Below are 13,286 nucleotides of genomic sequence, written 5' to 3' on the forward strand. Positions count from 1 at the left end.
GATTACGCTTGGGAAAGTTGCACGTACCGCCCTGGCCGCACGGGGTCGCTCATAAACCAGGCGGGGTTGCCGGCGGCATCGCGGCCCAGCCGGGCGCCCGGTGCGGGCGGCCGGTTTAGGGTCTGGAGGGTAGTGGCAGGCTGCTCGGTCGGCTTGAGCGGAGTAGTGGGGGGTAGGAAATCGGCGGCAAGCTCGGCCAGGCTATCCGTGAAAGCCGTTACTATCAGCTGCACGTCGGCCGCCGAGTGGGCTTCGGTGAGAAAGCACGGGAAGTTGTCCCAGATGTGCACGCCTTTCTCCCGCATCAGCGTGAATAACAAGGTGCCGTACGGTAGCTCAGTCGTGAATTTTATTTTCCAAAGTGAGCCGAAGTACACGACTTCCAGCGGCACCTGGCGCTGCCGGGCGGCCGAGTTCAGCTCGGCGGCCAGGCGCGCCGTTTGGGCGTTCAAATGCTCCTGCAAGGCTGGTCCTTCGGCTTGCATGTGGCGCAGCGAGGCCTTGGCCGCCGCCAGCGCCAGCGGGTGGCGCACAAAAGTGCCCGCGAAATACGTCACGCCCACTTCGGGCACCGAGCGGTCGCCGTACTGCCAGAAGCCGCCGTCGAGCGCATCCATAAAGGCACTGCTGCCCGCGATGGCCCCGATGGGCAGCCCGCCGCCAATGACTTTGCCATAAGTAGCCAGATCGGCGTGCACGCCAAACACGGCCTGCGCGCCGCCCTGGTGCAGCCGGAAACCGGTGATAACCTCGTCAAAAATGAGGGTCGTGCCCGCGGCGGCCGTCACGCGGCGCAGCTCGCGCAGGAACGCCGCCGGCTGAAAATCGGGTCGGCGGCTCTGCACCGGCTCCACCAGCACGGCGGCCAGCTCGTGGGCCCGCTCCGCGATAATGCGCAGGCTCTCGTCGGTGCCGTAGTCCAGAATGAGCATGTTTTGCACCGCCTCGGGCATAATGCCGGGTGCCGCCGGCCGGGCCTGCAACTGCTTAGTGACCCGCACAATAACTTCGTCGTTAATGCCATGATACGAGCCCGTGAACGCCACCACCAGCGAGCGGCCCGTGACGGTGCGTGCCACGCGCAGCGCCCCCAGCACGGCCTCCGAGCCGGTGTTGCAGAGGGCCGCCCGCTGGTGGCCCGTCAGCTCACAAATCAGGCGGCACACCTCGCCGGCCAGCACGTGCTGCGGGCCCACTTCGTAGCCGCGCTCAATTTGGGCGTGCAAGGCCGTTTTAATAAATTCGGGCTGATAGCCAAACATCGACGAGCCAAAGCCATTGAGCGCGTCCACGTACTCGTTGCCATCCAAATCCCAGAGCCGACTGCCGGCCGAGCGGTCCACTACCAGCGGGTACGTCAGCTCCTTCAGCAGCGGCGTGAAGCCCGACACCACGCGCGGGTCGGCCATGTGCGGCCGGTGTTCCTGGGCATAAGCCTTGCTGGCGGCCGTTTTCTGGGTGTAGCGCCGGGTAAACTGGTTAAGGAACTCCTGCTGCCGGGGCGTGAGCATGGCCGCCACCTGCCGCTCGATGCGCGCCGTGGCCCCAAACGGCTTGGCGTGCTCCACGGCCTCGGCCGCCGTTAGGGTCGGCTTCGGCGCGGAGGCGGGGGGTAGGGCCGGAGCCGCCGGCGGCAACATTGCGCTGGTGAGCGCGCCGCCGCTGGTACCTTGTAATAGGGCTACTTGCCGCGTCAGCAGCTGCAGCTGCGCCGCGAGCAAACCCAGCGCCGAGTCGGCGGCCGGGCCTTCAAGGGGGGGTAGGGCAGTAGCGAACGGCGAGATAGCGGCCGGTGCAGCGCTGGGCGCGGGAGCCGGTTGCGGCGCGGCCTCGGCAGGCAGCTGCGCATCGAGGTAGGCGGCCAGGGCGGCGGGCGTGGCCAGCGTTTCGTTCAGCTGCCGGAAAGTAACGGGCACATTGAATGCTTTTTTGAGCGTGAGCGCCAGCTGCGTAAGCAGCAGCGAATCGAGGCCCAATTCCAGGAAGCTCTGGCCAGCCTGGTCGGCCGTCACGTCCACATCGGCAGCATCGGTCACGATGGCCAGGATTTTTTGCAGCAGTAAAGATTGACGCATAGGATAGCTAGATAGAAGCGGAGGAGGTAGCGTAGGTATAATTTCAATCGGGGCCAGCGCCGCTGAGGCGATAGTCATAGTAGTATTAACGGCCGGTGGCACTGGCTCAAGCCAGCAGCGCTGGCGGTCGAAGCAGTAGCTCGGCAGCCGCAGCTTTTGCCGCGACTGGCCCGCGTAAAAAGCGTGCCAATCTGGCTCTATGCCCCGCAGCCAAATCTGGCCAAGGGTAGTTAAAATAGCTTGATAATCAGTCTGCCCGCTATCGGCTACCGGTAGGCTGGCGAGTGCGCTGTGCGCCGCGCCGCCCGTCGGGCGGGCCAGCGCCGTGAGGGTAGCACCCGGCCCTACCTCCAGCAGCAGCGCGCCGGGCTCGGCCAGCAGGGTAGCCAGCGCCGCCGCAAACTGCACTGGTTGCCGCAACTGCGCGGCCCAGTAGGCCGGGTCAGTGGCCTGCGCATTCGTTAGCCAAGTGCCCGTCATGGTTGAAACGATGGGCACTTGCGGGGCCGCCAGCGGCACTTGCGCCACCACTTGCGCAAACGCGGCCACCGCCGGCTCCAGCTGCCGCGAGTGAAACGCGTGGCTGGTAGCCAGCACCCGGCACGGGATATTCTGCGCGCCCAGCAGGTCGGCAAATGCGGCAATATCCTCGGCCGTGCCCGCCACTACTACCGCTTTGGGGCCGTTCACGGCGGCCACGTCGAGCGTGGGGGGTAGCAAGGCGGCAACTTGGGCGGCGCTAGCGCGCACGGCCAGCATCTGGCCCGCGGGCAGCTCGCTCACTAGCCGGCCGCGCTCGGCCACCAGTCGCAGAGCATCGGGTAGGGTAAACACGCCCGCCAGGCAGGCCGCCACCAGCTCGCCAATGCTGTGCCCACACAGGGCAGTGGGCTGCACGCCCCAGCTTTGCCATAGCCGGGCCAGCGCGTACTCGGTCACGAACAGCGCCGGCTGGGCGTAGCGCGTATTTTGCAGGCGGGCCGCGGCCTGCGCGGCGGCTTCTGGCGTTGGGTCGGGGTAGATAAGCTGGCGAATATCCACATCCAGCCATTCGCCCAGCAGCTCGGCGCACTCGGCCACGGCTGCCCGAAAAGCCAGCTCGTGCTCATACAATTCCCGGCCCATGCCCACGTATTGCGCGCCTTGTCCGGGAAATAGGAAGGCCACGGTAGCCGGCACTTCCGTCACCGTGCGGGCAGCAACAGCCGCCAGCGCCGCACCTTCCGGCACCAGCGCCGCCCGCAGCTCGGGCGTTGAAGCGGCCACCACGAAGCGCCGCTCGGCCAAGGGCGCGCGGGTTGTATGCAGCGTAAACGCCACATCGCCCAGCGCCGGGGCCGGAGTATTCGCCAGCCAGCCCGCCAGGCGCTGGGCATAGGCCGCGCTGCTGCTGGCCGTGCGCGCCGACCACGCCGCAAGCTGCATGGGCCGGCCCAGCGCGGGGCCGGCTTGGACGTTTTCGAGGGGGGTAGGGGCTTCCTCCACCACCACGTGCACGTTGGTGCCGCCCACGCCAAACGAGCTGATGCCCGCCCGGCGCCGCGCGCTGCCCGCCACCGGCCAGTCGCGCAGCGCCGTATTCACGAAGAATGGACTGCTTTCCAGGTCGAGAAGCGGGTTAGGTTGGGTATAATGCAGTGAGGCCGGCAGCTGCCGGTGCTGCATAGCCAACACGGTTTTGATGAGGCCCGCCACGCCCGCCGCCGCCGTGAGGTGGCCCAGGTTGCTCTTAATGGAGCCCAGCGCGCAGGTGCCGCGCCCGGCCGCGGCTCCGAAGGCCAGCCGCAGCCCATCGAGCTCGATGGGGTCGCCGAGGGGGGTAGCGGTGCCGTGCGCTTCTACGTAGCTGATGGTGGCCGGGGCCACCCGCCCATCGGCCAGCGCCTGGCCAATGGCGGCGGCCTGCCCCTTGGCGCTGGGCGCCGAAAAGCTGCCTTTGTCGCGCCCGTCGTTCGCAATCCCTACCCCCTTGATAACGCCGTAAATCACGTCGCCGTCGCGCTGGGCGGCGGTCAGGCTTTTGAGTAATACCGCACCCGCGCCATCGCTGAATACCGTGCCCTGCGCCTGCGCATCAAATGGTCGGCAGTGGCCGTCGGGGCTCAGCATGGCACCTTCCTGATATAAATAGCCGCTGTGCATGGGAGCCGTAATGCTGGCCCCGCCCGCCAGGGCCACTTCGCACTGCCCGGCCCGCAGGCTTTGCACGGCCTGCGCAATGGCCAGCAGCGAGGTCGAGCAGGCCGAATACACGCTCACCGTGGGCCCGCGCAAATCCAGCGTATAAGCCACGCGCAAGGCCAGGTAGTCCTTCTCGTTCACCGTCATCACCTGGAAATCACCCAGTTGGTCCACGGCGGCCTTATTGGGCAGCACATTTTGAATGAAGTACGAGTTGTTGCCCGTGCCCGCAAACACGCCCACCCGGCCCGTGTAGTGCGCCGGCAGGTGGCCCGCTTGCTCCAGCGTTTCCCAGGCCACCTCCAAAAACACGCGCTGCTGCGGGTCCATGGCCACCGCCAGCTTGGCGTTCAGCCCAAAAAAAGCCGGGTCAAAGTCCTGGGCGTGGTCGATAACGCCCCGCGCCCGCACGTAGAGCGGGTCGTGGCGCACGGCGGCCGGAATGCTGGCATCCAGCTCATCATCGCTGAAAAAGCGGGTGGTTTCGCGGCCTTCGCGCAGCACATCCCACAGCTCCTCCACCGTATTAGCCCCCGGAAAGCGGCCTGCCATGCCGATAATGGCCACATCGCCGCCGGTAGCTTCCATAGGCTGGCTGCCAAGAGCTTGAACTTCGAGTAGGGGGGTAGGGGCCGCGCCGGCCGGCTGCGCCAGGTACGCCGCCGCCGCCGCCACGGTCGGGTATTGGTACAGCTTCGTGACGGGCAGCCGGTGGCCAAACTGGGCCAGTATCTGCGCTACGCACTTTTGGGCCAGCAGCGAGGTGCCGCCCAGCTCAAAGAAATTATCGGTAGCGCCCACCTTATCGAGCCGCAGCAGCGGGGCCCACACGGCCGCCAGCTCGCGCTCGATGGCCGTGCGGGGCGCCTGGTAGGGCATGCCCAGCGCCGCGCGCTGCTGCGTAGCCGGGGCCGGCAGCGCCTGCCGGTTGATTTTGCCGCTGCTCGTTTTGGGAAATTCGGTGAGCAGCACGAAGGCGGCGGGCAGCATGTAGTCGGGTAGCAGCTGGGCGGCTTCTTGGCGCAGGGCGGCCGGCGCCAGGGGGGCGGTGCCGCTTGGTATGATATAAGCTACCAGCTCTTTGAGGCCGGCGGCTTCTTGCCACGCCGCCACGGCTACTTGCCCTACCCCCGGCAGCGTGGCCAAAACCGCCTCTACTTCGCCCAGCTCCACGCGGTGGCCCCGGATTTTTACCTGGTCGTCTTGCCGGCCCAAAAACTCCAGGTTGCCATCGGGCAGCTGGCGGGCCAGGTCGCCGGTGCGGTATAGGCGCACCACCTCGCCGCCGGGCGTGGTCCAGTCGCCAAATTTTTCGGCCGTGCGGGCTGGTTGGTTGAGGTAGCCCTCGGCCAGGCACGCGCCGCTCACGCACAGCTCGCCTACCTCGCCGGGCACCGCGGCCTGCCCATCGGGGGCCAGCAGGTGAATCGTGGTGTTATCAATGGCCCGGCCGATGGACGGCAGGCGGTCCCAGGTATGTGGGTCGCCGGTCAGCGTGAGCTGGGTCACGACGTGCGTTTCGGTGGGCCCGTACTGGTTGTGCAGCGTGCAGGCGGGTAGGGCCGCGCAAAATGCTGCCAGCTGGGGCGTTATTTTCAGCTGCTCGCCGGCCGTCATTATTTCCGTTAGGCTCTGCGGAAACTGCTGGCGGCTCACGGCCAGCTCGGCCAGGTGCTGCAAGGCTACGAAAGGCAGAAAAATCCGGTTAATCTGCTCTTGCTCTATGAAATCAAGCAGCGCCCCGAGGTCGAGCCGTTGTTCCTCATCCAGCAAAACCAGCGTGCCGCCGGTACTGAGCGTCGCGAATATTTCTTGAAACGAAACGTCGAAGCTTAGGGGCGCAAATTGCAGCGTGCGGGTGCCCGGCCCCGCCGCCGAGTGCGCGTTTTGCCAGCGCAGCAGGTTCACCAGCGCCGCCTGGCCCATGCACACGCCCTTGGGCTCGCCCGTCGAGCCGGAAGTATAAAGCACGTAGCCTAGCTCAGACTGGGCAGTGGCTGCGGGCTCTGAAGCCATTGCCTTGGCTGGGCTGTGCTCGGGGTCAGCAACTAACAGTTGCAGCCCCAGGTCTTCAAACAAGCGCGCCTGGCTGGCCGGCGCCACGCAGTAGGTGAGGCCCGCGTTGGCCACCATCTGGCGCAGGCGGCCGGTGGGGTAGGCGGGGTCGAGCGGCACATAAGCCTTGCCCGCCCGCAAAATTGCCAGCACACCCACGATGGTTTCCAGGCCGCGAGTTGTACTAATACCAACCAATGAGCTATCGCCATCTTGCTGGCAAAGCGTCGCGCTGAGCTGACTTACCTGCTCGTTTAGCTGCGCGTAAGTGAGCTGTCGGCTCCCACTCACAAGGGCGAGGCTACCGACAGGCGCTAATTTGCATTTTTTTGTTAAATATAGATTCAGTATAGTGGCGTTTGGCATAGCAATAAGTAGAACGATAACTCACTTTGCTGTGAAAGTAAACAAGCGCTTGTAACCAGCGAATGTTGAATAGTTTCAATGAGAGTGAGTAGAAGAAAATTGAAAATAGTTATGCAATTAATACATTTACCAGCAAGTAAATATAAAAAAAATATAGCCTCCGTGTAATCATTTAAATTTTGTTAATAACTAAAAATGTTTCAAAAATCACCTTTATTATTTGAATAACACCTAGACAATTTTGCATGGAGTTTTGGACACTTAATCTTACTTGTTATTTCGGAAGAAAAATTATAATTATGGGTAGTAAATCGATTTTTTTACCCTCTTTACCTTATTAGTTTTTAATCATCCTCTTTTCGCAGCGCAATCAGCCGTAGTCACACGCTTTTCTAGTTAGCCTGCCAGGAGATAATATACTACCTGTAAATTGAACTAAGCGTAGAATAGGCCCTCGGTTGAGGTTGCGTAGTTAGCCAGTTGAAGAAGGATGCTTCCCTACCCCTGCGCAAGCGCTTTACCCAAAAAGCTCGGGGCTAGTCTGGCCAAACATGCTGCCTACGCCGTAATTTGCCCCCATGAAGAAACCTGCTGCCGCTGGCTCCATGGACCAGCCCCTCGTGTTGCTGGAGTGCCTGGTTGCCGGCACTTCCCACCGCCCCGAATTGCCCACGCAGGAGAAAAACCTGAAAGTGGGCCAGACGCTGCGCCTGGAGCGCGAGCCTGATAGCAAATACGACGACTGGGCCGTGAAAGTGCACTCGGCCGCGGCCGACGATAAAGCCAGCTATTGGCTGGGCTACCTGCCCGAAACCCGCAACGAAACCGTAGCCCGCCTGCTCGACGCGGGCTACCCCCTCAGCGCTCGCCTGGCCCACAAAGCTTGGGAGGAGGAGTGGCTGCACCTCGAAATAGAAGTGTTGCTACCCCGCTAATAAAGTTGCGGATGCGTGGCCGGCCGGGAGCTTTTTGCTAACTAAATTGGTTAGCTAATAGCCCGTTCCCGACGAGCAACTGACAACGAGCAACTATTAACCTAAGACCATGCGCGAAGCCTATCTCACCGGCGGCAACGAAAACTTTGATGCCACCGATAAGGACATCGACAAAGCCCTGCGCCCGTTAAGTTTCGACGACTTCACGGGCCAGGATAAAATTCTTGACAATCTCAAGGTCTTCGTGGCCGCGGCCAAGCAGCGCGGCGATGCCCTCGACCACGTGTTGCTGCACGGTCCTCCCGGCCTGGGCAAAACCACGCTCTCGCACATCATCGCCAACGAGTTGGGCGCGGGCATTAAGATGACCAGCGGCCCGGTGCTCGACAAGCCCAGCGACCTCGCCGGCTTGCTCACCAACCTGGAGCCGCATGACGTGCTCTTTATCGACGAAATTCACCGCCTCAACCCGGTGGTGGAAGAGTACCTGTATTCGGCGATGGAGGACTACCGCATCGATATTATGCTCGACTCGGGTCCCAATGCCCGCTCGGTGCAAATTTCGCTCTCGCCCTTTACGCTCATTGGGGCTACTACGCGCTCGGGTATGCTCACGGCACCGCTGCGGGCGCGCTTCGGCATCGCGGCCCGGCTGGAATATTACGACTCTAAGCTGCTAACTACCATTGTCCAGCGCTCGGCCGATATTCTGCACACGCCCATTCACGAAGACGCCTCTTACGAGATTGCCCGCCGCTCGCGCGGTACGCCCCGCATCGCCAACAACCTGCTGCGCCGCACCCGCGACTTTGCCCAGATTAAGGGCGATGGCACCATTACGGTCGAGATTGCGCAGTTTGCCCTCAACGCCCTCGACGTGGACGCCCGCGGCCTCGACGATATGGACAAGCGTATCCTCACCACCATCATCGACAAGTTTAAGGGTGGCCCGGTGGGTATCAGCACCATCGCCACGGCCTGCGGCGAAGAGGGCGAAACCATCGAGGAAGTGTATGAGCCCTTCCTCATCCAAGAGGGCTACATCAAGCGCACGGCGCGGGGTAGGGAGGCCACCGAGGCGGCCTACCAGCACCTTGGCCGCCTGCTGCCCAACCACTTGCGCGGCAATAACGGCGACTTATTCAGCGAGATTACGTCGTAAGTGTTGCCTGTAAAACGGAGTGCCACTCCGTTTCCGTTAGGGTCACTTCTGAGCGTAAACGGAGTGCCACTCCGTTTTACATACCCTGAACGCGCCGCCTCTAGCGGCGCGTTCTTTGTTTCTTCGTGGTTCAATTGACCGAAAAATATGCTACTGCACGCCGAATGGACTCCTTACATCAAGCGCCGCGCCGCTGAGCTGGGCTTTATGGCCTGCGGTATTTCCAGAGCGGAGTTTTTGGAGGAAGAAGCGCCGCGCCTCGAAAACTGGCTTAAAAAAGGCATGCATGGCAAAATGAGCTGGATGGAAAACCACTTCGACAAGCGCCTCGACCCGCGCCTGCTCGTGGATGGCGCCAAGTCGGTGATTTCATTACTCCTCAATTACTACCCCCCTGCCGAGCAGCAACAGCCTGATGATACGCTAAAAATCAGCAAGTATGCCTACGGGCGCGACTACCACTTCGTCATCAAGGACAAGCTCAAGACGCTGCTGGCCGACATGCAGGCCCACATAGGCGAGGTAGGCGGGCGGTGCTTTGTCGATTCGGCGCCGGTACTCGACAAGGCCTGGGCCAAAAAGAGCGGCCTGGGGTGGGTAGGGAAAAACAGCAACCTCATCACTCCGGGCGCGGGCTCGTTCTACTTCATCGCCGAGCTGATTGTGGACGTAGAGCTGGAGTATGACGGGGCCATCCGCGACTACTGCGGCACCTGCACCAAGTGCCTCGACGCTTGCCCCACGCAGGCCATCACCGAGCCCTACGTAGTCGATGGCAGCAAGTGCATCAGCTACTTCACCATCGAGCTCAAGGACCAGCTGATTCCGCAAGACGTGGCCGGGCAGTTTGGCAACTGGGTATTTGGCTGCGACATCTGCCAGGACGTATGCCCCTGGAACCGCTTTTCCAAGCCCACGCAAGAGGCGCAGTTTCAGCCTCATCCGGGGCTGAAAGAACTGTCGGCCAGCGATTGGCAGGAGATTACCCACGAAGTCTTTCAGGCGTTGTTCAAGCAGTCGGCGCTTAAGCGCACCGGCTATGAGGGGCTGCTGCGCAATATCCGGTTCGTGACCGGGCAAAGCCAGCTCGACTTAGGCGGTTAGGCGGGGTAGGACGCTATATTGGATAAAAACCCGTTTCAGCACGCGGCGATATACGCGGGCAAACTGTTGGTAGCACCACGTTTTGAATTCGAGTAGCTCGGCAGGCTTAATCAGCTGCAAGGCTTTGCGCAACTCTTTCTCGAAGAGTTTTTTACTGAAGCTCACCTTCAGCAAAATTAATTTTACGTAGTCTAGCATAGCGGGTGGGAGATGGAAAGGAGAGTAGGGGCAACCAATCGGCATCCTTATACGAGAAAAAGGCGATTTGAGTCGGCTTTTGATGGCGCTACTCTCCGGCCTAACTAGCGCCTACTCATCCGTAAAAGAAGTAAGCCGATGGCTTTCTGTATACTAAGTAACTACTAAAAATTCCGCAAACGTTGCCGGATAAGTCGTTTAGCACCCTGCCTACTGCCCGCAAAATAAGGAATGTGAGCTTCTGGGTTCGTGGGGCACTGTTTGGGCTCAATTTACCTTGGCAAACCGAAAAGTGGAGGCCAAAATTTTGCACGTAGCAAGGATTGCTTGCGCCCTAGCTCCTATAGGAAAAGCCCCTTGGGATTGCCAGTCGCCACAAAGTTGAGGGCAATGGTTTTGACGCGGGCAGCATCGAGAGGCTCGTCGAAGGCTTCGCTGGTGGCGGCGGGCAAGCGCAGGTTGGCGCCGGGCGGGTCGGAGTTGGTCTGCACGTTGAGCTTGACCTGCACCATATTGTCTTCCGCGGGGCTATCGACGGTGGTGCCGGCGGCGTAGATGGCGGTAGTGAGGGCCGGCAACGGGCCATTGTTTTCACGCAGCGATACCCAGCTTTTGGGCAGGCTGTTGTTGGGGCCGCCACCGTCGGCGCCGGCCACGCCTACCCCCCCGCGGCGCAGCGTACGGACGTGCGAGGCATGGCGCGCCTCCACCGAATGAATGCCGAGGGCTATTTTGAGCACGTCCTTGCTAGGTAGCAGCGCGGCCAGGCCCCCCTTGTAGGCGCGCACGCCGAGGTCTTCAAGTGCCTGGGCCACCGCCAGAAAGCTGGCCAGGCTGGCCGTGGGCGCGGGGCTTACCCGGCCGGCCGCCGTGAAGTCGAAAGCGGCCGGTGTAGGGTCGGCGATGGCGGCGGTACTCAGTGTGGCCCTGAGGGCGGCAATGTGGCCCTGCTCATCTTGCAGAATGGTGGTGAAGGCAGCCTTGTCATCTATGCCCAAAATGTTCGCGCTCAAGGCAGCCTGGTAGTAATACGCCTCCAGGTATTCCAGGCTCAGCGCCAGGTTTAGCACGGCAATGATATCGCCGGATAAGCCCGTTTGGCCGTAGGCTCTTTGAAACAGGCCGCTAAGCAGGCCCGGCAGCATGGCGCTCGATATTGCCTTGCCGGCGGTGCCGACGTGGCGAAATACCTGCCGCCGCGAGTCGAACCGCCCGTACACGTCCGGGTCTACCCGCTCTAGGTCGGCGAATAAGTTGAAGAGGTTCATAAGCTATTGATAAGCAGCGGCTAGCTAGGTTAGCTTGGTGGCGGTGAGCTGGGAGTCGGCGGCCAGGTACGTGTTGAGCTGAGCGAGCGCGGCGGTGGGGGAGAGGCTAATTTCCTGGCGCGAGGTGGCATCTACCACATCAGTGCCCACGAAGCCATTGGTAGCCAGCAGGTCGCGTAGCAGGGCCGCGTGCCGGGCCTCTACCGACACTATTTTGCCTAGCACGGTGAGGTAATCGGCCGAGAGCAGGAACGGGGCCGCGCCGTTGTAGAGGCCTACGCCGAGGTCTTCGAGCTGGCGGGCGGCGTTGAGCACGCCCAGCTTGCCGGAGCCGGTGGGCGTGGTGCGCTCGTTGAAGTTGATGGTATCGCTCAGCGTCAGGTTCAACTGCTTAAGGGCATTGGTGGAGAGAATAGTGCGAAAGAAATCGACGTGCACCTGCTCGTGCCGAGCCAGGTCGCTCAGTATCTGGTACTCGGCCGAGGCAGGGGCCAGTTTGGTATAGTAATCGCCCGTCAGCACGCTGGCATAAAAAGTGGCCTCGACTTGCTCCAGGGCATACGCCAGATTCAGCACCCCGATGTTGCCGCTGCCTACGTCGGTGGCGCCGGGGGTAGCGTCGTTTTTCTGGCAGCCCGCCAGGGCCAGGGTAGTGGCCCCGGCATACGTCAAAAATGAGCGCCGCTTGATGGGGGCCAGCAAAGGCAGCCCGCCAGAACCGGTAGTAAGCACACGAGAGAATAGCATAGCAACCAATATCAAAAGCGTCAACGCCTGTCACCCCGCTTACGGCAAACGTGGGTTGCAAAGTTGGCACGGAAACAAAGTGTAGCCGCCCGGCCCGCTCGTTGCGAAGAACAACCGATAGGGCGCCCTACCCCCCTTAGAGCGGCGCAACCAGGCTGGTATACAAAAAAAGGCAGCCCGGTGGGGCTGCCTTTCTTAAAGCGATTACCGGCAAAGATTAATTGAAGTAGGTGCCGCTAACCGAGAACAGGTTGGCGATTTTAACTACCTAGCCTTTGTGCAAGGCCGAAACTAAGCAAAAACCGTTAACCCTTCAGTGGTTGGTTAAGCTCCTATAAGGGGAGTAACCAATGTTGTCACTTCTGCCTTAGTTAGAATCTCGTCGAAAGCAGCAGCTACATCAGTAGCCGAATACGTAACGCCAGGAGTAATTACGCCCGCCGTAGTCAGGTTATAGCCAGCCTGAGTAAAGTTGCTTTCGGGAGTAGCTCCTTTATAGTTGTCAGCGCCATCCAAGTCGCCGCTACCGCTAATCCAAGGAGTTTGGGCACGCATAATGCGGATGTGAGCCGCGTGGCGGGCTTCTACCGAGTGAATGCGCAGTGCCGATTCGAGCGGGTTAATAGTGCCTACGCCCGTAATGGTTACATCACCAATGCCTTGCAGGTCGGTGGCGCGGCCTTTATAAGCACGCACCCCAGTGTCTTCCAGTAGCTGAGCTACTTGAAGCTGAGCGGCGAAGGAAGTTAGCGTAGCAAAAGTCGATGCCTTAAAGGTTACGTTGGTTACTGGCGTTCCACCAATGCCCGTAATAACTTTTTGCAATAGCGCTACGTGCGCAGCTTCGTGCTTGCTGATTTGGGTGATGGCCGCTTGCGAAGCTGCAGGAGCAGCCGTGTAGAAAGCAGAGGCTTTTACTTTATTGTAAAAGTCGTTTTCCAGCAATTCCAGCGTCAGGGCGTAGTTGAAAATTTCTACTGGGTCACCGGCATTCGTGCCAGCGTAGGCCTTCTGGAACATAGAGGCTATCAGCATGGGGGTAGCCGCCATGGCCGAGCGCTTGGCTACAGTGCCCAAGGAGGAGAAAACGGCACGGCGCGAATCGAGGCGGTCAAGTACATCCGCGTCAACTTCGGCCAGTTGATTGATAATATTTAGAAAATTCATGGCTATGTATAAATTGCGAGTGGAAAAA

8 protein-coding genes are annotated in these 13,286 nt (G+C 61.1%); 3 read left to right on the forward strand and 5 right to left on the reverse strand.

Features of this window, described 5'->3' with window-relative positions:
- Nucleotides 1-2: 2 nt before the first annotated feature.
- Nucleotides 3-6,677 (reverse strand): polyketide synthase, encoded by a 6,675-nt coding sequence (locus E4631_RS00065; protein ID WP_133658069.1) that lies wholly within the window; start codon nt 6,675-6,677, stop codon nt 3-5.
- Between the two features lie 578 nt (nt 6,678-7,255).
- Between E4631_RS00065 and E4631_RS00070 the strand changes: the two genes are divergently transcribed.
- From E4631_RS00070 to queG, 3 genes are all read left to right on the forward strand, one after another.
- A complete protein-coding gene (locus E4631_RS00070) occupies nt 7,256-7,612 on the forward strand; it encodes an HIRAN domain-containing protein (protein WP_133658070.1) in 357 nt (118 codons plus the stop codon).
- A 109-nt stretch (nt 7,613-7,721) separates the two neighbouring features.
- Complete coding sequence (gene ruvB, locus E4631_RS00075) at nt 7,722-8,774, forward strand: Holliday junction branch migration DNA helicase RuvB (protein WP_133658071.1); 1,053 nt, start codon at nt 7,722-7,724, stop codon at nt 8,772-8,774.
- A gap of 147 nt (nt 8,775-8,921) precedes the next feature.
- Nucleotides 8,922-9,878: a tRNA epoxyqueuosine(34) reductase QueG gene (gene queG / locus E4631_RS00080; RefSeq protein ID WP_133658072.1), complete on the forward strand. Its 957-nt coding sequence runs from the start codon at nt 8,922-8,924 to the stop codon at nt 9,876-9,878.
- Here queG and E4631_RS00085 read toward each other — a convergent pair.
- The 4 genes from E4631_RS00085 to E4631_RS00100 form a co-directional block, all read right to left on the reverse strand.
- Nucleotides 9,867-10,076 (reverse strand): hypothetical protein, encoded by a 210-nt coding sequence (locus tag E4631_RS00085; RefSeq protein WP_133658073.1) that lies wholly within the window; start codon nt 10,074-10,076, stop codon nt 9,867-9,869. The two genes, queG and E4631_RS00085, sit on opposite strands and share 12 nt — an antisense overlap.
- 341 nt (nt 10,077-10,417) lie before the next feature.
- Entirely contained in the window at nt 10,418-11,344 is a 927-nt protein-coding gene (locus tag E4631_RS00090) for a ferritin-like domain-containing protein (protein ID WP_133658074.1), read from the reverse strand.
- Nucleotides 11,345-11,368: 24 nt separating this feature from the next.
- Nucleotides 11,369-12,091, reverse strand: coding sequence for a ferritin-like domain-containing protein (locus E4631_RS00095; RefSeq protein WP_133658075.1), 723 nt, complete (start codon nt 12,089-12,091; stop codon nt 11,369-11,371).
- Nucleotides 12,092-12,415: 324 nt separating this feature from the next.
- Complete coding sequence (locus E4631_RS00100) at nt 12,416-13,258, reverse strand: ferritin-like domain-containing protein (protein ID WP_133658076.1); 843 nt, start codon at nt 13,256-13,258, stop codon at nt 12,416-12,418.
- Nucleotides 13,259-13,286 lie beyond the last annotated feature (28 nt).

This window comes from Hymenobacter sp. UV11 (assembly GCF_004684095.1).
Taxonomy (GTDB): domain Bacteria; phylum Bacteroidota; class Bacteroidia; order Cytophagales; family Hymenobacteraceae; genus Hymenobacter.